At 62.7% G+C, this 18,426-nt stretch carries 17 protein-coding genes; 9 read left to right on the top strand and 8 right to left on the bottom strand.

Features of this window, described 5'->3' with window-relative positions; genetic code table 11:
• Positions 1-104: 104 nt before the first annotated feature.
• A complete protein-coding gene (locus tag LDN90_RS22220; RefSeq protein WP_223947156.1) occupies positions 105-1,349 on the bottom strand; it encodes a low temperature requirement protein A in 1,245 nt (414 codons plus the stop codon).
• A gap of 146 nt (positions 1,350-1,495) precedes the next feature.
• On the opposite strand from LDN90_RS22220, the gene LDN90_RS22215 reads away from it, so the two are divergent.
• Positions 1,496-1,942, top strand: a complete 447-nt coding sequence (locus tag LDN90_RS22215) for a hypothetical protein (protein WP_223946635.1) — start codon at positions 1,496-1,498, stop codon at positions 1,940-1,942.
• Between the two features lie 38 nt (positions 1,943-1,980).
• Positions 1,981-2,949 carry an IS3 family transposase gene (locus tag LDN90_RS22210; RefSeq protein WP_223946634.1) on the top strand — a complete coding sequence of 323 codons (969 nt, stop codon included), beginning with the start codon at positions 1,981-1,983 and terminating at the stop codon, positions 2,947-2,949.
• A 58-nt stretch (positions 2,950-3,007) separates the two neighbouring features.
• On the opposite strand, the gene LDN90_RS22205 is transcribed toward LDN90_RS22210, so the two are convergent.
• Positions 3,008-4,321 (bottom strand): GNAT family N-acetyltransferase, encoded by a 1,314-nt coding sequence (locus tag LDN90_RS22205; protein ID WP_223947155.1) that lies wholly within the window; start codon positions 4,319-4,321, stop codon positions 3,008-3,010.
• 238 nt (positions 4,322-4,559) lie between these two features.
• On the opposite strand from LDN90_RS22205, the gene LDN90_RS22200 reads away from it, so the two are divergent.
• Both LDN90_RS22200 and LDN90_RS22195 read left to right on the top strand, forming a co-directional pair.
• Positions 4,560-5,690, top strand: coding sequence for a VCBS repeat-containing protein (locus LDN90_RS22200; protein ID WP_223947154.1), 1,131 nt, complete (start codon positions 4,560-4,562; stop codon positions 5,688-5,690).
• Positions 5,677-6,747: a VCBS repeat-containing protein gene (locus tag LDN90_RS22195; protein WP_223947153.1), complete on the top strand. Its 1,071-nt coding sequence runs from the start codon at positions 5,677-5,679 to the stop codon at positions 6,745-6,747. The genes LDN90_RS22200 and LDN90_RS22195 overlap by 14 nt, the downstream gene beginning before the upstream one ends.
• Positions 6,748-6,872: 125 nt before the next feature.
• Here LDN90_RS22195 and LDN90_RS22190 read toward each other — a convergent pair whose 3' ends face one another.
• Both LDN90_RS22190 and LDN90_RS22185 read right to left on the bottom strand, forming a co-directional pair.
• A complete protein-coding gene (locus LDN90_RS22190) occupies positions 6,873-7,622 on the bottom strand; it encodes an SDR family oxidoreductase (RefSeq protein ID WP_223947152.1) in 750 nt (249 codons plus the stop codon).
• Positions 7,623-7,633: 11 nt separating this feature from the next.
• Complete coding sequence (locus LDN90_RS22185) at positions 7,634-8,542, bottom strand: fumarylacetoacetate hydrolase family protein (protein ID WP_223947151.1); 909 nt, start codon at positions 8,540-8,542, stop codon at positions 7,634-7,636.
• Between the two features lie 145 nt (positions 8,543-8,687).
• Here LDN90_RS22185 and LDN90_RS22180 point away from each other — a divergent pair, with 145 nt between their 5' ends.
• Genes LDN90_RS22180 through LDN90_RS22160 form a run of 5 tightly spaced genes read left to right on the top strand, consistent with a single transcriptional unit; the run spans position 8,688 to position 13,439 of the window.
• Positions 8,688-10,034: an L-fuconate dehydratase gene (locus LDN90_RS22180; protein ID WP_223947150.1), complete on the top strand. Its 1,347-nt coding sequence runs from the start codon at positions 8,688-8,690 to the stop codon at positions 10,032-10,034.
• Complete coding sequence (locus tag LDN90_RS22175) at positions 10,031-11,323, top strand: alpha-L-fucosidase (protein WP_223947149.1); 1,293 nt, start codon at positions 10,031-10,033, stop codon at positions 11,321-11,323. Before LDN90_RS22180 ends, LDN90_RS22175 begins: the two co-directional genes overlap by 4 nt.
• Positions 11,316-11,630, top strand: a complete 315-nt coding sequence (locus tag LDN90_RS22170; RefSeq protein WP_223947148.1) for an L-rhamnose mutarotase — start codon at positions 11,316-11,318, stop codon at positions 11,628-11,630. Before LDN90_RS22175 ends, LDN90_RS22170 begins: the two co-directional genes overlap by 8 nt.
• The gene (locus tag LDN90_RS22165) at positions 11,615-12,577 is read left to right on the top strand and encodes an aldo/keto reductase (protein ID WP_223947147.1); all 963 of its coding nucleotides are present in this window, start codon (positions 11,615-11,617) and stop codon (positions 12,575-12,577) included. The genes LDN90_RS22170 and LDN90_RS22165 overlap by 16 nt, the downstream gene beginning before the upstream one ends.
• Positions 12,570-13,439 carry an amidohydrolase family protein gene (locus tag LDN90_RS22160; RefSeq protein ID WP_223947146.1) on the top strand — a complete coding sequence of 290 codons (870 nt, stop codon included), beginning with the start codon at positions 12,570-12,572 and terminating at the stop codon, positions 13,437-13,439. Before LDN90_RS22165 ends, LDN90_RS22160 begins: the two co-directional genes overlap by 8 nt.
• Positions 13,440-13,452: 13 nt before the next feature.
• On the opposite strand, the gene LDN90_RS22155 is transcribed toward LDN90_RS22160, so the two are convergent.
• From LDN90_RS22155 to LDN90_RS22140, 4 genes are all read right to left on the bottom strand, one after another.
• Positions 13,453-14,124, bottom strand: coding sequence for a FadR/GntR family transcriptional regulator (locus LDN90_RS22155; protein ID WP_216927545.1), 672 nt, complete (start codon positions 14,122-14,124; stop codon positions 13,453-13,455).
• 197 nt (positions 14,125-14,321) lie between these two features.
• Positions 14,322-15,833 carry an amino acid permease gene (locus LDN90_RS22150; protein WP_216927544.1) on the bottom strand — a complete coding sequence of 504 codons (1,512 nt, stop codon included), beginning with the start codon at positions 15,831-15,833 and terminating at the stop codon, positions 14,322-14,324.
• Between the two features lie 142 nt (positions 15,834-15,975).
• Positions 15,976-17,391, bottom strand: coding sequence for an aspartate ammonia-lyase (locus LDN90_RS22145; protein WP_223947145.1), 1,416 nt, complete (start codon positions 17,389-17,391; stop codon positions 15,976-15,978).
• Between the two features lie 13 nt (positions 17,392-17,404).
• Positions 17,405-18,409, bottom strand: a complete 1,005-nt coding sequence (locus LDN90_RS22140) for an asparaginase (protein WP_223949362.1) — start codon at positions 18,407-18,409, stop codon at positions 17,405-17,407.
• Positions 18,410-18,426 lie beyond the last annotated feature (17 nt).

The raw sequence follows: 18,426 nt of genomic DNA, 5'->3' as shown, positions 1-18,426 counted from the left end.
CGGTACGAACGTGCCGATTCACTTAGTGTGCGCCCATAAGGAGTGAGAAAACAAGGCGTTCCAACGAAAAACCGGCACGAACGTACCGGCTCCGTCACCGGACCTTAGCCCGCCGCGGCCTCCAGCCGACGCAGCGCCGCTGCCCGTCCCTTGTGGCCAGAGCGTTCATCCAGAGCGATGGAGACGCCCAGGGCCAGGACCATGACCAGCATGCACAGTGGCACGGAAACGCCCGCTGCGGCCAACGCCACGCTTCCCGCGAGGACGGCCGCCACCATTCCGGTGCTCCAGAGGACGTGCTTGTCCGGCCCCAGCATTGCCGTATAGAGCAGTGTCAGTGAGACCTTGAATATTGCCACCGGCGCCGCGATCCAGGCGATCGTTGCCGCCGCGCTGATGTGAGCTTCATGGTCTATGAAGTAAGCCGCCACGTGGAGTCCGGCCCCCGTGGCAGCGATGGCGGCGAAGATGATCATGTGGCCGTAGCCGAACAGGTAGGAACGATGCCGCTGCAGGTGCAGCGACTTCCCTGACGGGAGGATGAAGTAGATCCACCACATGCCGAATGCCAAACCGGTTCCTCCAAGGCCCACCACTGCAGCTTCGAGGGACCAGCCGTGAAGCGCCACGATTGCTCGGAGAGTTTCGATGGCTCCGATGAGGCATTCGCCCAAGGCAATGATCGCCAGCAGCCCGTATCGTTCGGCAATGTGGTGTGCGTGCCACGGTGTTGACGCTTTCCGCTCCGCAAGCTTGGGCACGGACATCTCCAGGACGAACAGCGGCGCAGCAAGCAGGAACGTAGTGAGAACATCGGTATCGACCACCAACGCCAAAATCCAGCCTACCTGAACCACCGCCAGGTACCTGGCGTAGCGCAGGCAAATTTCCCTGCGCCCGGGATCCTGGCGGGCGGCCCGCAGCCACTGGAACACCAGCGCCAGCCTCATCACGATGTAACCGATCAGGATCGCAACATTGTTGACGTGATCGCCCTCCAGCAGGGAATGGAACATCGGTTCGATGCCCATCGCCAGAATGAGGACGCCCAGCATCTGGACCATGGTGACTACCCTGAACACCCAGTCGTCGGTGTCGTAGGCGCTTGCGAACCACGTGAAGTTCACCCACGCCCAGATAACGGCAAACATGGCGTAGCAGAAACCAAGAAGACCCGCTCCAAAGTGCGCTTCAGCTACATTGTGGGCCAACTGATTGGCAGCAACGCTGAACGCTATGACGAACGTGAGGTCGAAGAACAGCTCCAACGGGGTAGCGGTGCGGTGTTTTTCGTGGGGATCACGGCCGCCCATGCGGGACAAGGCATGGCGAAGGGGATTCGTGGACATGGGTCAAAGATTACCGGTGCCACACCCGCACACCGAGTTCGCGGGAAAACGCCCACATCGCCCGGAACATCCCTGTGTGTCAGGCTGTTGTGTGACAGTTTTGCTGTCCGTAGCGGCCTGACACACGGGGCGGGGAAAGGTCCGTCATGGATTTTGTTGTCCCCTTGCGTGCTTCGAAGCGGAGTCACTTCACTTTGGCCCAGAAACACATGATTCTGGATGAGTATGAGAAGTGTTTGGAGCGTGGATCAAAGATCGCGTTCTGCAGGGCTGTTGGTATCACCGATGGAACGATCCGGCTCTGGGGCAGGCAACGTGAGGCCGGGGAGTTGAGATCCCGGGCCATGACCGGAAAAGAGGACCAGCGTTTGAGAGAAGGAGACAGGCGGCTACTGAAGCAGGTCTTGAAGGAGAACGAGATCCTCAAGGCCAAGCTGGCCAAGTCCGAGGCCGCGGTGGACATCCTGGGAAAAGCTTCCGCGCTCTTGGATGCCATGGCCAGGAGCGCAGCGGCGACGGACCCCGAACTGAAGGATCCGGAGCCGCAGCGCCCGGACTGGTTGAACCCAAAATCTGGAAAGACATTGCCCTGACCTTTGTCGGGAATCTGGTCGCTGCTGGCTGGTCAGCTGTGAAGGCGTGCGCGGTTGTTGGGCTTCACCGCACCACGTGGTACCGGTATCTGAGCCCGCCGGCAGCGGCCGGGATCACTATCGCCCATGCCGACCGGGCGTATCCGAACCGGATTACCTCAGCCGAAGCTGAGGAGTTCATGACCGCTCTGAACTCCGAGGACTACGGAAACCTTTCGGTCACCCAGGCCTATTACCGGATGCTCGATACCGGACACTGCTCCTTCTCCATCGCAACAGCGCACCGTCTCGTTGCTGCGCGTGGACAGAACGGTGACCGGCGTGTTCAACGCGGAAACACCAGCCCGAAGCGGATCAAACCCGTCGTGGAAGCCACCGGCCCGAACCAGCTCTGGAGCTGGGATATCACCATGCTCCGCGGCCCGGGCAAACACACCTACAAGCTCTACGCGATCATCGATGCGTTCTCCCGCAAGGTCATCGCCCACCGCGTCGAACACCACGAGACCGCGGCCCTTGCCTCCACATTCATACGTGAGGCCGTGGACACGACTCACCAGCGGCCCTTGGTTCTGCACGCCGACAACGGAGCTCCCATGCGGGCCGGGACCACCGTGGACCTGGCCCGGGCGCTTGGCATCACCTTGTCCTACTCCAGGCCCCGGGTCTCGAACGACAACCCGTACTCCGAAGCGCTCTTCAAAACCGTCAAATACGACCTGGGATTCCCCCAACGGTTCCGGGACCTACAAGACGCCCGGGACTACATGGACCAGTTCTTTGCCGCTTACAACGCCCATCACAGGCACAGCGGCTTGAACTTCTACACCCCCGACACCGTCCACTACGGGCTGATCGAGCAGGCGCGCAGGCAACGACAACAAACCCTCGATGCCTGCTACGCCCGCAACCCGCACAGATACCACCGCAGACCCACCGCGCCAGGAATACCACCCACCGCCGGAATCAACCACAGAAAAACCACCCAGCTGTCACAAACAGCTTGATATATACCGACATTGCGGCGAGCTCACACCGTTCCAGCGAAGTCGGGGCGGACGGAAATTACACGCGCCCCAGCACATCGATGTCTTCCAGGAACTCCTGGTACACCTCGTCGCTCACAGTTGTGCGGGTATCGGCGATGGCGTCGAGGTAGTCCTGTGTAACCGGGCCCTTCCGTCCGTTCGACGAGACTGTGGACGCCGCGCCCGAAGTAGCGGCGTCGTCGTACACGGCCTTTTCCAAGGCACGCTGGGAGGCGCTGCGTGCTGCGAACTCGATGTCCGCCGGCGAGAAGCCTTGGGTGCGTTCCACCAACTGGGCAATGTCGACGTCGTCCACCACGGTGGCGGGGATGAACCGCTGCCACATTGCCTCGCGGGCGTGGACGTCCGGCAGGCCAATGGGTATGACGTAATCGAACCGGCCGTGGCGCAGGAACGCGGTGTCCAGGGCGCGGATGAAGTTGGTGGCGCAGACCAGGAGTCGGCCGGGCTGTTCCCGGAATGCAGGGATGATCTTGAGGAGCTCGTTGGTGACGCCCTGCAGCGGCGACGGCGGATCGCCCGCCCGCTGCGAGGCGATCTCTTCCACTTCGTCGATGAACACTACGGCGTGTTCCAGCTCGGCGATTTCAAGGAACGTTTCCCGCAGCGCCCCGGCCAGGCCCTTGGGGTCAGACGCAAGGCGGGACGGGAACACCTCCACGAACGGCCACTCGAGCCGGGACGCGATGGCCTTGGCGAACGTGGTCTTGCCGGTACCTGGGGGACCAAAAAGCACGACGGCGCGCGGCGGCACTACACCGTACTCGTCGGCGAGGTCGGCCTCAGCCAGCGGGAGAACCAGACGGCGTTCCAACAGTTCCTTCTCGCGCTTCATGCCCGCCACGTTTTCCCACAGGTCACGGGCCAGGATCCGGCCACCCAACAGACTTAGAGGTTCCAGCTCTTGGCGTTGCACAGGGATGGTCCGTTCGAAGTACCGCAGGTTCTTCTTCACCACGAAGCCGCGGCCCAGGAACGCTTCCACCCGGGTCTCGGTTTCCGGCATGAGCGCGGACAGCTTGTTCAGGCCGTGCGGAGCCATGCGGTTCTCGACGGCGGACAGCAGCGAAGTGCCGATGCCCTTGCCACGGAACTCCGTCAGCGTGGCGAGGAAAACGACCCAGCCTTGGTCATGCGCTGCCCGTCCGACGGCGGCGCCAACCACCTGATCGCCCTGGACCGCCACCACTGCGTGATCCTTTTCGCACGAGGCAAGGACCTCAGAGAGTGCGTACACGGGCTCTACACCATCAGCCTTGAGTGACTCCCAGAGGTGCAGGATCCCATCAAGATCGGACGAGTGGAAGTCCCTGATACGCCAGTTGGTCATGGGGTTTCTCCTGGGTGTGCTTGGTGGATCGCCGTTGATTCCTTGGAGTTGAGCATAGGGGAAGCATCCGCACTGGGACGTTGCAGGTCCGTTGCGTTACGGAGGAAACCCACGACGGCGGCCTGTCGGCACCGGGTTTCGTCCCGGCGTCGTGCGTGCCACCTAAGATAAGCGCAACAGACCGGTGTGGCGCGCGTTGCGAGGGAGAATCGTGGGCTTGTTTTCTGGGAAAGCGACCGTGGGCGGTAGTACGGCTGGGTTACTGTGTGCGCTGCTGATCGGCACAACGTTTGCTCCGGCCGCGGAAGCTGTCGACGCCGATGACCTCGCTATATCGGGGCCCGGAGTGGTGGGCAGCGCCCTTTCCGTGATGGGCGCCTACGAATACTTCCTTTCCTGCGATCCAAGTGAACAACCAAGCTATTCCATCCAGTGGTTAAGGAACGGACAGCCGGTGACAACGAGCCCGACGTATGCGGCTGTTTACTACGATCTGGACATTGAGGACGTCGGAAGCCGGATATCAGCGATTGTTACAGGGGCCAGTGCATGCGACCCGGCGCGCATTGTCCTCGAGGACCCGCAGGTCATCAGGGCGCAGCCAGTGCGGGCCGAAGGCTTCACCGGCCGAGGTGTGTTTGAGTTGGTGGGACGACGGCCCGATGGCGTTCTCATGATGTACCTGGGGAAGCAGGGCGCCCAAGGTTGGACGCAAGTGCTTCGCGTCGGTGCTGGCTGGGCTGGGTACACACGCATCATCGCCCCCGGTGACTTCACTAACGACGGCGTTGGTGACCTTCTGGGCACCAACAGTTCAGGGACACTATTCGCCTTCGGCGGAGCCGGCGACGGCGGCTTTGCCACCACGTACCCTTACGAGATCGGCTGGGGTTGGAATGCCATTGACAAGATTGTTGGTCCCGGGGATTTCGACGGCGATGGTACCAATGATCTTCTTGGCGCCGACGCCAATGGCGACTTGTACCTCTACTCCCAGCACAAAGACAGCGGCTGGAATCCTCGCTTGAAGGTCGGCCAGGGGTGGCAGGTCATGGATCTGCTTTTCGCACCGGGTGACTTTGACGGTGACGGCCACGTGGATGTCATGGCAAAGGACAAGGATGGGCGGCTGTTCTTGTACGGAGGCAACGGACGAGGCGGATGGACCAGCGTCCGCCAGATTGGTCAGGGCTGGAACGCCTTGTCCAACATTGGAAGCGTTGGTGATTTCAACCGCGATGGCTTCAACGACATCCACGGCGTTAATGCCGCCGGCGACCTGGTGATGTACTACGGCAACGGCCTAGGTGGTTGGAAAGGCGTGGAAACCGTCGGTTGGGGATGGGGTGGTTTCAATGGGCTTTACTAAGAGGCTTCGCCGCGCAGGTGCTTCAGGCCTGCTGGCGCTGCTGTTCTCAGTTTCGGCCGTGCTGCCAAGCGCCACAGCGGTGGACGCTGCCGATGTCAGGGTAACCGGGTACACCATCATGGGCTCAACGCTGACAGTAGAAGCCGCACACACCTACTTTGAAGGCTGCAGCGGTTCTAGTTGGAAACCGAACCACAGCATTCAGTGGTTGAGGGATGGCGTGCCGCTTCCCGGTGCCAGCTGGTATAGCTATCGACTCACACCTGCCGATCTGGGAAGCCATATTTCGGCAGTAGTTACAGCCTCCCCCGTGAATTGCGCAGGTCAGACACTCACCACGCCACCCTCCGACGCCATCCGGAAGGAACCCGCGCGGGCAGAGGGCTTCACGGGCCGGGGCGCCTTTGAACTCATGGCGCGCAGACATGACGGCACCCTGATGTTGTACCTCGGCCGCGACAGTTCAAAGGGGTGGAAGGAAGTGCGACAAGTAGGTCCGGGCTGGGCTGACTTCACCAAGATCATCGCTGCTGGAGATATGGGTAGCGACAGTGTCAACGACCTCCTGACCGCCGACCGTGCCGGGCGAATGTACCAATTTAACGGAACAGGTGACGGCGGATTCCATACCTATATGGACCCAAGCATTGACTACGGTTACGGACCAGGCTGGGACGCTTTCGACAAAGTGGTGGGCCCCGGCGACTTCAACGGTGATGGACTCAACGACCTCCTTGCCAGTGAGCCCAATGGCGATCTGTATCTTTTTCCCTCAGGCTTTGACCGGGTTATCAAGCCCGGCGTTCAAGTCGGCCAAGGCTGGGACGTCATGGACCTGCTCATCGGGCCTGGTGACTGGGACGGCGACGGGAACGTGGACGTCCTGGCGAAAGACAAAGCCGGACGCCTGTATTCATATGGCGGGGATGGCCACGGTGGCTGGACCACCGCTCGGCAGATTGGTCAGGGCTGGAATGCCTTGACGATGATCGGCAGTGCTGGCGACTTCAACCGGGACGGTTTCAACGATGTCCCACGGCGTCAACGCTGCCGGTGATTTGTTGATGTACTACGGCGACGGCCACGGTGGGTGGAAGGGCGTTGAGACTGTCGGTTGGGGCTGGAATATCTTCAACGGGCTCTACTGACCCGACGTTCAAAGCCAGCCCCAACCAAGCACCCCTACTGAACCGGCCTTAGCCGCAAGCCTTGCATGCCGCCGTCGACGGCCAGGGAGGTTCCCGACGTCGAGCCGGACAGCGGGCTCGCGAGGTAGGCGACGGCGCCTGCAACCTCGGCCGGGTCCACCATCCGGCCATGAGGTTGACGGGCGTTGAGGGCGGCGCGCTCAGCCGCCGGGTCGGCGGCGGAATCCAGGAGGCGCCCCACCCAGGGTGTGTCCACAGTGCCTGGGTTCACGCAGTTCACGCGGATGCCCTCGCGAACGTGGTCGGCAGCCATGGCAAGCGTCAAGGAGAGCACGGCGCCCTTGGACGCCGAGTACAGCGCCCGCTGGGGAAGCCCGGCGGTCGCGGCAATCGAGCACGTGTTCACGATGGCCGCGGACGGCGACTCGCGCAGGTACGGCAGGGCCGCACGGCTGACGCGCGCAATTCCTACGACGTTGATGTTCAGGACCCGGAGCCACTCGTCGTCGTCGTTTGCGGCGATGTCACCTTGGGCGCCTATGCCGGCGTTGTTGACCACGATGTCCAGGCGGCCAAACTGCTTGGCAACGGTCTCGACGGCGGTTCGCACCGAGGCATCATCGGCCACGTTGCATTCCACGCCGAAGTGCGGGCTCGTTTCCGGTGCCAGGTCCAGGACGGCAACCCGTGCGCCACCGGCGGCGAGCCGCTCCGCGATGGCCGCTCCAATGCCGGAGGCTCCGCCGGTTACGATTGCGGCCAGGCCTTCGAATTCCTGGGTCATAGGGGATGCCATCAGGCGCTGATGTGGGCAGGAGCGGCGGAAACAGTCCCGGCTTGAGCGCGGTAGTATTCCTGCCGCTGCCGTCCGAGCCCGTCGATCTCCAGTTCCACTACGTCGCCGGGCTGGATGTACGGGAATCGACCGGAGAGGGCCACGCCTTCGGGTGTGCCGGTGATGATGACATCGCCTGGCTCCAGAACCATGTACTGGCTGAGGTGGTGGACGATCGTGGCAGGATCGAAAATCATGTCCGAAGTGTTCGAGTCCTGGCGGGCTTCGCCGTTGACCAGGGTCCTCAGCCGGAGGTTGTTGGCATCAACGTCAGCTGCGGGTACAAGCCATGGGCCCAGGGGAGTGGAGGCGGGGAGTGACTTGCCCTTGGTCCATTGTCCGGCGGCTCCGGGAATCTGGTAGTCGCGCTCGGACAGGTCGTTGGCCACTGCGTAGCCCGCGATGCACGCTTCGGCGTCGTCCAGAGAGGAAAGGTAGGACGCTTCCTTGCCGATCACGATTGCCAATTCCACTTCCCAGTCGTACTTTTCCGACGACGGCGGGATGGGCGCGGCGTCGAAAGGTCCGCTGATGGTGTTGGACGGCTTCAGGAAAACCACTGGGACCTCGGGCGGCGTTGCCCCGGATTCGGCGGCGTGCGCGGTGTAGTTGAGGCCAATTGCCACGACGGATCCTGGGCGCGCAACGGGAGCACCCACGCGCAAGCCCTCCGCGGAAATCTCAGATAGTTCCCCGGATTGGAGGGCTGCGCGGGTCCGGGTGAAACCGTCTGAGGCGAGGAAAACGCCGTCGATGTCTTTGGTCAGCGGCGTGAGATCGAAGTACTTCTCTGTGCCGTCGGCGTCCTGGGCGATGACGGCCGGTTGTTCGTTTCCGGCCGTACCCAGCCTGGCGAATTTCAAGGTCATGGCTTCCTCCGTGCGTTTGGGACTAACATCCGAGCTCTAGTGTGCTGTTTCACTACATAATACGGAAATGTGACCCATTGACAAGGTAGACATCGGATGTTTAGCTCTACCTAGATCAACCGCCAGCTGCCAAGCAAGGAGCGCAATGAGCGTCATCACTGCAGTGGACACTTTCGATATCCGCTTTCCCACCTCACAGGACCTCGACGGCTCCGATGCCATGAACCCGGATCCCGACTATTCAGCCGCATACCTGATCATTCGCACCGATGCCGGTGACGACCATGAAGGCCACGGCTTCGTGTTTACGATCGGGCGCGGAAACGAGGTTGAGACGGCAGCCCTCGACGCACTCCGGGACCACATTCTGGGCCGCAATGTGGAAGACCTCCTGGGAGACATGGGCGCCACCTGGAAGCTGATGGCCCACGATTCCCAACTCCGCTGGCTTGGCCCGGAGAAGGGCGTCATGCATATGGCCATAGGCGCGGTGGTGAACGCCCTCTGGGATCTGAAGGCCAAACGGGCAGGCTTGCCGCTCTGGGAACTGCTCGCAGACATGAGTCCCGAGGAACTCGTGGCATTGGTGGACTTCAGATACCTCACCGACGCCCTCACGCCGGATGAAGCGCTGGCGATCCTCCGGGCAGCGGAGCCGGGCAGGGAAGTACGCAAAGTGGCGCTGCGCGCTGAAGGCTACCCCGCTTACACCACGACGCCGGGCTGGCTGGGTTACAGCGACGAGAAACTGACTCGCCTGGCCAAGGAAGCCGTGGCCGATGGGTTTGCGCAGATCAAGCTCAAGGTGGGCGCCTCCTTGGAGGACGATATCCGCCGCGTTGGAATTGCCCGTGCGGCGGTGGGGCCGGACATCAGGATTGCGGTGGACGCCAACCAGCGCTGGGATGTCCAGGAAGCAATCGACTGGATGGCCCACCTGGCTCCCTATGACATCGCCTGGATCGAGGAACCCACCAGCCCCGATGACGTCCTGGGGCACGCGGCCATTGCCCGAGGGGTGGACCCTATCCCTGTGGCTACAGGGGAGCACGTCCAGAACCGGGTGGTGTTCAAGCAAATGCTCCAAGCTGGTTCCCTCCAAGTCCTGCAGATCGATGCAGCGCGGGTTGCAGGCGTCAACGAGAACATCGCCATCCTGCTCTTGGCCGCCAAATTCGGTGTGCCGGTGTGCCCTCATGCCGGTGGCGTGGGCCTGTGCGAGGCTGTCCAGCACCTGTCCATGTTCGACTTCGTTGCCGTTTCAGGGACAAAGGAAGGCAGGACGATCGAGTTCGTGGACCATCTGCACCAGCACTTCACCACACCCGTGGACGTCCGAAGCGGCGCCTACTGGCCGCCGTCGGCTCCTGGTGCGGGCAACGAAATGGTGCGTGAAACACTGACCGAATACGCCTTCCCCGACGGACCCGTCTGGGCCGGGACGGGCGCGGCAGGAAACGCACCCGATCCGAGCAGGAAGGTATCCCGTTGATCCAGCACGCACCTTGGTTCGAAGAGTCACGCTTTGGCATGTTTGTCCATTGGGGCCTCTACGCCCTACCGGCACGCCATGAGTGGGTGATGAACCGGGAGGAAACCACGGTGGAGGAGTACGCCAAGTACTTCCGGCGCTTTGACCCCGATCTCTACGATCCAAACGAGTGGGCGCGGGCCGCGCGCAGGGCCGGCATGAAGTACGTGGTCCTCACTACCAAGCATCACGACGGTTTCTGCCTGTGGGACTCAGCTCTGACTGACTACAAAGCCACCAACACGCCAGTCGGCCGTGACCTGATCGCGCCCTACGTGGACGCGCTTCGGGCTGAAGGGCTCAAAGTCGGTTTCTACCATTCGCTGATCGACTGGCACCACCCCGACTTCACCATCGATGGCGTGCACCCGCAACGCAACGCTACCGACGTCGAAAGCCTCAACGCAGGGCGCGATATGGCACGCTACCGCGAGTACCTGCATGGCCAGGTCCGTGAGCTCCTCAGTAACTACGGCACCATCGACTACCTGTTCTTCGATTTCTCCTACGCAGAAACCGGACACGCAGAGTTCTGGGGCGGCAAGGGCGCGAAGGACTGGGACTCCGAAACCCTGCTTGCCATGGTGCGGGAACTCCAACCGGGCATCGTGGTCAATGATCGCCTCGGTATCCCCGGAGACTTTGTCACTCCCGAGCAATACCAGCCAGCAGGTCCCATGATGGTGGATGGCGCACCGGTCAGTTGGGAGGCCTGCCAGACGTTGAACGGCAGCTGGGGTTACGACCGTGACAACCTCAACTACAAGTCCGTGGACCTGCTCATCCGAATGCTGGTGGATGGCGTCTCCAAGGGCGGAAACCTGCTGCTCAACGTAGGCCCAACAGGCCGCGGCAGCATCGACCCCCGGGCTCTCGCCTCCCTCGAGGGGATCGGCGCATGGATGCAACTGCACTCCCGGTCTATATACGGTGCAGGAACATCACAGTTCACAGCACCTGCGGATACCCGCTACACCCAGCGTGGGGACCGGCTGTACGTGCACCTCTTTGCCTGGCCCTTTGAATACGTCCATCTCCCGGACCTGGCAGGCAAGGTGGAGTATGCCCGACTCCTCAACGACGCTTCCGAGGTCTTCCTCCAAGAGGTGGACCCCGGGCAGCAAGCCATGAACATGACACCCGGGGGCCAGCCGGCGGGCACCCTGACCATCAAGCTCCCGGTCCAGCGGCCCGACGTCGCTGTGCCCGTGCTGGAACTGTTCCTGAAGCCGGAGGATGTCAATGACTGAAAGCATCGCCCTCCACACCCGCCTCAAGCCTGGAACCGAAGAGGCATACGCCCACGCCCACGCGAACATCCCGCCCGAACTCGTTGAAGCCCTCAAAGGAGCCGGCGTACGGAATTGGCGGATCTGGCGCAGCGGGCTGGACCTTTTCCACGTGGTGGACGTCGAAGACTACCAAGCCATGCGGCATGCGCTCGCGGATCATCCGGCGAACGTCCCCTGGCAGGCCCGGATGGCCGAACTCCTTGAGGTTCAGGACGATTACTCCGGGAACGATTCGGGTATCCAGAAAGTATGGGAGCTGCCATGAACCTGGAACCACTTAACCTCGGCCGGCTCGGATTCGGTGCGGCCGGCATCGGGAATCTGTACAAGCCCATCCCTGATGGGGAAGCCTTGGCCACTGTCCTGGCAGCCTGGGATTCAGGAGTCCGCTATTTCGACACCGCACCCCACTACGGCCTGGGCTTGTCTGAGCAGAGATTGGGCGCCGTCCTCCGGGACAAACCCCGGGAAGAATTCGTCATCTCTACCAAAGTGGGCCGCTTGCTGGAAGCCAACCCCGATGCCGGCTCGGGAAAGGACGACGAGGGCTTCGACGTCCCCGCTACCAGCAGGCGCGTATGGGATTTCACCGAAGCCGGCATCCGACGGAGCATCGAGGACTCCTTGGAACGCCTGGGCTTGGATCATGTGGATATCGCGTACCTCCACGATCCCGATGTCCACGATCTCCACAAGGGCATCTCCCAGGCCCTTCCAGCGCTGGAGAAACTGCGCCAAGAAGGGGTGGTCAAAGCCATCGGTGTCGGCACAAACTCCGCCGAGGCAGCCTTGGAATGTGTCGAGGCCGCGGACCTGGACCTTGTCATGCTCGCAGGACGCTACACATTGCTCGAGCAGCCCGGCGTCCCGCTGCTTGACCGGTGCGAGGAGCACCGCACCGGCGTGGTGAATGTTGGCGTCTACAACTCCGGGCTGTTGGCCCGTCCCGAAGTCCCCGACGACGCGCATTACAACTACGACCGCGCCCCGCGTGCAGTGGTTGAGCGTGCTCGGGCACTTGCGGCGGTCTGCCGGGACTTCGGTGTTGAACTTCCGACGGCGGCACTCCAGTTTCCGTTGCGGCATCCGGCTGTGGTGAATGTGACTGTCGGGGCGAGCAGACCCGAGCAAGTCACCTCGAACGCGAACCGTATGCAGGAATCCGTGCCGGAAGAGTTGTGGGACGCGTTGGAGGCTCTGGGGCGTGATTGACGCACATCTGCACCTCTGGGATCTGGACGACTCTGCTAGCGGAGGCGCCCGGTCCTACTCATGGCTGGGTCCGCAGCACGGTGCGCTGTTCCGCAGCTTCGGCTCGGACGAGGCTGGAGAGGTTTTGGCCGAAGCGGGGATCAGGGGAGCGGTGCTGGTCCAGGCCGACGATACGGTTGCCGATACCCAAAGTATGCTCGGCGTGGCCGCCCGCCATCCTTGGGTGCTCGGCGTCGTGGGGTGGATCCAATTGGATTCGCCAACACAAGCCGCGGAACACTTGGACGCCTTCACCGCTCACTCTGTTTTCAGGGGAGTCCGGCATCTCGTACACGATGATCCCCGCGACGACTTCCTCGACCTGCCCCCGGTACGGGAATCCCTGGCCTTGGTTGCCGCGCACGGCCTGGCCTTCGACGTCCCCGATGCCTTCCCACGTCACCTGGGAGCCACCGTGCGGCTCGCCCGGGAACTTCCTGAGCTGACCGTGGTCCTGGATCACCTCGGCAAGCCACCCCTTGCGGACGCGACTGCGATGGAGGCTTGGAGCTCTGATTTTCGGGAACTAGGGCGTCTGCCCAACACGGTGGCCAAATTGTCCGGCCTGCACTTGCCCGACGTGGAGTATTCGGCAGATTCGTTGCGGCCACTGTTCGAGGAAGCGTTGGAAGCCTTCGGGCCCGATCGCTTGATGATCGGCAGCGACTGGCCAGTCAGCACACTGGGTGCGCCTTATGGCAGGACCTTGGATGTGTTGTTGGAACTCGTGTCTTCACTGAGCGTCCCTGAACAGGATGCCGTGCTCGAGGCGACAGCAATCCGCGCCTACGGGCTGCCGGTTACGCCGATTCCACAGGATTAGCGCTTTCCCAGGACTAGAGCGCCTGCCGCAGCCAGTTCTCCACGCCACTGATGTGGACAGTCACGAGGGCCCGGACCAGTTCGGCATCGCCGCGTTCCAAGGCGTCGGCGATCGCGTGGTGCTCGGCAAGGGTATGTGCCACGGCCTTTTCCTGCGTCAGGCCTCGCCAGATCCGGGCACGAACCGTGCTGCTGGACAGGGCCTCCAACAGGCTGCCGAGGTAATCGTTCCCCGCGGCTTCGGTAATGATGCTGTGGAACTCGAGGTCGTGGGCTACGAGCTCTTCGACGTCGGTGTTTTCATCGATGCCGTCCATGGTGGCCCGGAGTGCCGTGAGTTCATCTGGACTGATCTTGCTCGCAGCGAGGTGGGCGGTGGCAGGTTCCAGGATTCGTCGGACCTCAAAGAGTTCCAGGATGGACCGGTCCTGATGCAGGTCGACCACAAATGCCACGGCTTCGTTGAGCAGCTTGGCATCGAGACTGGTGACGTAGGTTCCGTCGCCGCGGCGCACGTCGAGCACGCGGATCAGCTCCAGCGCCTTCACCGCCTCACGCAGTGAACTGCGCGAAAGGCCGAGCCGCTCGCTCAGTTCCTTCTCCGGCGGAAGCCGATCGCCGGCCTTGAGTTCCCCGCGGATCAGCATGTCCTTGATCTTGCCAATCGCCTCATCTGTCACAGCCATGGATCCATAGTAGTGGCGAGTCATCGGATGTTTGGCTTAGGCGCGCTCTCACCCAACTGGGTAGCAGCAGATGCCCTTTTGAGCGCTCAAAACGGCGTCTGCTGCTACTTACTTGGGTTCGTTAACCGACGACGGCGGCACCCAGGTTCCGTTGTTACGGAACCCCGGTGCCGCCGTCGGGCGTTGTTTGGGGCCTGTTAGGAGTCGCCGCCGCGCATGGGGCGGTTGGCGACCACCGGGGCGCTGCCGGTGTAGCCGTCGCGGGTCGCAGCAAGCTCGTGGATCTGCTTGCGGCAGAGGTACCAGCCGACCACCATCAGTGCGCATGCGATCGCGGTGACCAGCATGGTAAGCGGGGAGTCGATGAAGACCATCACCAGCACGCCCACCAGGAACAACAGCGAGAGGTAGCCGGTGTACGGCGCGCCAAACATCCGGAAGGACGGACGCTTCAGCCAGCCCTTGTCTGCCCAGCGCTTGAGCTGCATCTGGCAGAGGACGATGGTTGCCCAGGTGACGATGATGCCCACGGAGGCAACGTTCAGGACGATCTCGAACGCCTGCGCCGGGACGAGGTAGTTCAGGGGAACGCCGAGGAGCGAGACGCCTGCCGTGATCGCAATGCCGCCGTAGGGGACACCAGCCTTGTTCATGCGCTGGGCAAACTTCGGGGCGGAACCGGCAACGGACATGGAGCGCAGGATGCGGCCGGTGGAGTACAGGCCGGCGTTCAGCGAGGACAGCGCGGCGGTCAGAACCACGAGGTTCATGATGACGTCCACGCCCTGGATGCCGATGGAACCGAAGAACGTCACGAACGGGCTGACGCCCTTCTCGTATGAGGTGTAGGGGAGCAGCAGTGCCAGCAGGATGACCGAGCCAACGTAGAACACTGCGATACGGAAGACCACGGAGTTGATGGCCTTGGGCATGATCTTCTCGGGGTTGGGAGTCTCGCCCGCGGCCGTGCCCACGAGTTCGATCGAGGCGTATGCGAACAGCACACCCTGCATGAGGATGATCATGGGGAGCAGGCCGTTGGGGAAGATACCGCCGTTGTCCGTGATGAGGCTGAAGCCGACTTCCTGGCCCTCAACTGGAGTGCCGAAGATGACGAAGTATGTACCCACGAGCAGGAATGCCACGAGTGCGGCCACCTTGATGATGGCGAACCAGAACTCAAGCTCGCCGAAGACCTTCACCGATACGAGGTTCAGGCTGAGGACCACGACCAGGGCGATAAGGGCCCAGGCCCACTGTGGAACGGCACCCATCCAAGGGACGTATTTGCCGAAGAAGTTCATGTACAGCGCCGCTGCTGTGATGTCCACGATGGTGGTGGTGGCCCAGTTGATCCAGTAGAACCAGCCGGAAACGAAGGCTGCCTTCTCACCGAAGAACTCACGGGCGTAAGAGACGAAGGATCCCGAGGACGGGCGGTGGAGAACGAGTTCACCGAGCGCGCGGAGGATCAGGAATGCGAAGAAGCCACAAACGGCATACGCGATTACCAGGGAAGGGCCAGCTGCGTTGAGGCGGCCGCCTGCGCCGAGGAACAGGCCGGTGCCGATTGCACCGCCGATCGCGATCATCTGGATCTGGCGGGGCTTGAGATCCTTGTGGTAGCCCTTGTCCTCCGTATGGAGGGCTTTCTCGCTGGCGTGCGCCTGGGGCGGGACCGTGTGGTCCGTGATGGGTGGGTTGGTCATTGGAATCCTTAGGGGTGTCCTGTTGGGGTGTCCTGCACGAGGCCGGTCGGGGGCCGGAGCGCAGGACAGGGCCTCGTGGGGGTGTGCCTCATTGGGCGGAAATGGCTCGCTTGAGCCGCTGGGCTTACTGGCCGGTTTCGGCTTACTTGCTCAGGTTTGCCAGACGTTCCGGGCTGAGCAGTTCCTCAAGCTGGGCAGCGGTCAGCAGACCGTGCTCCAGGACGAGTTCTGCAACACCCTTGCCGGTAACCAACGCTTCTTGGGCGATGGCCGTGGCGGAGGCATAACCGATGTGGGGGTTCAATGCCGTGACGAGACCGATCGACTGCTCCACGGTAAGCCGTAGCCGTTCGGTGTTTGCTGTGATGCCCCGGACGCAGCGTGCCGTAAGGGTGCGGCACGCTGCTTCCAGGTGGGAGATGCTCTTGTGCAGGCTGTGCACAATGATCGGTTCGAAGGCGTTCAGCTGAAGCTGGCCCGCCTCCGCGGCCATGGTGACTGTGACATCGTTACCGATGACTTCGTACGCCACCTGGCTGACCACTTCCGGGATCACCGGATTGATCTTGCCGGGCATGATCGACGAGCCGGACTGTACGGCCGGCAGGTTGATCTCACCCAAACCCGCACGCGGTCCGGAGGACAGCAGGCGGAGGTCGTTACAAATCTTGGAGAGCTTCACTGCCACGCGCTTGAGGACGCCGGACAGGTGCACGAAGGCGCCAACGTCCTGGGTGGCCTCGATGAGGTCGGCTGCAGTGAGGAGCGGAAGGCCCGTGATTTCGGCCAGGTGCCGGCACGCGGCATCGGCGTATCCGGCCGGGGCGTTGAGCCCTGTGCCGATGGCGGTGGCCCCGAGGTTGATCTCGTGGATCAGCATGTGGGACTCGTCCAGTCGCGCCCGGTCTTCGCCGATGGTCACGGCATATCCGCCGAACTCCTGGCCCAGGGTCATGGGCACTGCGTCCTGAAGCTGGGTGCGGCCCATCTTCACAACGGTGCGGAATTCCTTGCCCTTTTCAGCAAACGCGAGCTCCAGCTCTTCCAGTGCGAGGAGGAGTTCCTTCACCGAGAAGATCGTGGCGAGGTTCACCGCGGTCGGGTAGACATCGTTGGTGGACTGGCTCAGGTTGACGTGGTCATTCGGGTGCAGCTTTGAGTAGTCGGCCTTGGGGTGGCCGAGGATTTCCAAAGCACGGTTGGCGATGACCTCGTTGGCGTTCATGTTGGAGCTGGTGCCCGCGCCGCCCTGGATCACGTCCACCATGAACTGCTCCTGGAGCTTGCCGTCCATGATGTCCTGGCAGGCCTGCTCAATGGCTCCGGCGCGCTCTGCGTCCAGAAGGCCGAGCTCGTGGTTGGTCCGGGCTGCAGCCATCTTGACTGCGGCCAAGCCACGTACCAGGTGACGGTTGGTGGAGAGGGGCTGCCCTGTGATGGGGAAGTTCTCGATTGCCCTGAGGGTGTGAACCCCCCAGTAGGCGGTTGCCGGGACATCCCGGTCACCCAGGAGGTCGTGTTCGGAACGGATGGGGATCGCCTGATCGACGGTGGTCATAGCTGTCCTTGGTTTAGTTCTTGCTGAAAAATTGCGCTGCACGGAGCTCGCCGACTGGAAGGCCGCCACCCAGCACCGGTGGGCTTTGAAGCGTGTCCAGGCTGCCGCCGTCGACGCCCAACTGGCGGAGGACCTCAACGGTGACGGGCATGCGTGCGCGGTCACCGCCGTCGGAAATCTTCACGGCGACGCCGCGGCCGTCCCGCAACCCCACCAGCTGGAGGCCTTCAAAGCCGTCCTTGGCGAGGAGTCCGGGGACGGCGCGCATCAGCGCAGTGACGTCGCGGCCTTCGCCGGCCACCATCTCGGGGAAGCGGCGCATCGCGTGGGCCACCTTGCCCTCATCGGTGCTTTGGTCGGCGGCGGCCAGACGGCCGTAAGCGCGGGCCATGCCGTGCAGCGAGTGGGCAAAGAGCGGTGTTCCGCAGCCATCGGTGCTTACTGCGGCTGCGTCTTCGCCGGTCAGTTCGGTGATGGTGTCGCGAACCAGGACCTGCAGTGGGTGCTCCGGGTTCAGGTACCCCTCCACGGGCCAGCCGTTGATGACACAGACTGCAGTCATTGAGGCGTGCTTGCCGGAGCAGTTCTGGGCAAGCTGGGTGGGGCCGTTGCCGGCGCGGAGCCACTCTTCGCGCTCAACGACGCCGTACGGCAGGTCCGTGCTGTTGCCCAGAGCCGCTTCGGTCAGGCCGTGAAGCGCCAGGATCTCGGCGGCGCCGTCGCGATGCGTTTTGCTGCCCGAGTGGCTGGCCGCCGTCAGGGCCAGGAGGTTCTGGGGGATGTCCAAGCCTGCGCGGAGGAGGGCTACGGCCTGCAGCGGCTTAAGGGACGAGCGCGGGTACATGGGTGCGTCCGGCTCGCCGGCTTCGATGGCACTGCTGCCATCGGCGTTCAAGGCGATCAGCGATCCATAGTGGATGCTCTCCACCAGGCCGTCGCGGGTCTGTTCGACGAGCGGGACGTGGTTGGGCGTTCTCTGTGCTGTTTGGGCCGCTGCTGCCGCGGTCACTTGGGGCATGGTGTCCTTTGGGTGGT

The sequence above is a fragment of the Arthrobacter sp. NtRootA1 genome (assembly GCF_019976975.1).
Taxonomy (GTDB): Bacteria; Actinomycetota; Actinomycetes; order Actinomycetales; family Micrococcaceae; genus Arthrobacter; species Arthrobacter aromaticivorans.
The sequence above is the reverse complement of the archived record's forward strand: the minus strand, read 5'-3'. Positions and strand labels throughout refer to the sequence as shown.

What these genes read in the sequence shown, in the direction of transcription:
- LDN90_RS22165 (WP_223947147.1), top strand. Translation starts at nt 11,615, where the DNA reads ATGGGAGCTGCCATGAACCTGGAACCACTTAACCTCGGCCGGCTCGGA.
- LDN90_RS22185 (WP_223947151.1), bottom strand. Translation starts at nt 8,542, where the DNA reads ATGACCTTGAAATTCGCCAGGCTGGGTACGGCCGGAAACGAACAACCG.
- LDN90_RS22215 (WP_223946635.1), top strand. Translation starts at nt 1,496, where the DNA reads ATGGATTTTGTTGTCCCCTTGCGTGCTTCGAAGCGGAGTCACTTCACT.
- LDN90_RS22180 (WP_223947150.1), top strand. Translation starts at nt 8,688, where the DNA reads ATGAGCGTCATCACTGCAGTGGACACTTTCGATATCCGCTTTCCCACC.
- LDN90_RS22220 (WP_223947156.1), bottom strand. Translation starts at nt 1,349, where the DNA reads ATGTCCACGAATCCCCTTCGCCATGCCTTGTCCCGCATGGGCGGCCGT.
- LDN90_RS22205 (WP_223947155.1), bottom strand. Translation starts at nt 4,321, where the DNA reads ATGACCAACTGGCGTATCAGGGACTTCCACTCGTCCGATCTTGATGGG.
- LDN90_RS22195 (WP_223947153.1), top strand. Translation starts at nt 5,677, where the DNA reads ATGGGCTTTACTAAGAGGCTTCGCCGCGCAGGTGCTTCAGGCCTGCTG.
- LDN90_RS22190 (WP_223947152.1), bottom strand. Translation starts at nt 7,622, where the DNA reads ATGACCCAGGAATTCGAAGGCCTGGCCGCAATCGTAACCGGCGGAGCC.
- LDN90_RS22155 (WP_216927545.1), bottom strand. Translation starts at nt 14,124, where the DNA reads ATGGCTGTGACAGATGAGGCGATTGGCAAGATCAAGGACATGCTGATC.
- LDN90_RS22140 (WP_223949362.1), bottom strand. Translation starts at nt 18,409, where the DNA reads ATGCCCCAAGTGACCGCGGCAGCAGCGGCCCAAACAGCACAGAGAACG.
- LDN90_RS22150 (WP_216927544.1), bottom strand. Translation starts at nt 15,833, where the DNA reads ATGACCAACCCACCCATCACGGACCACACGGTCCCGCCCCAGGCGCAC.
- LDN90_RS22145 (WP_223947145.1), bottom strand. Translation starts at nt 17,391, where the DNA reads ATGACCACCGTCGATCAGGCGATCCCCATCCGTTCCGAACACGACCTC.
- LDN90_RS22170 (WP_223947148.1), top strand. Translation starts at nt 11,316, where the DNA reads ATGACTGAAAGCATCGCCCTCCACACCCGCCTCAAGCCTGGAACCGAA.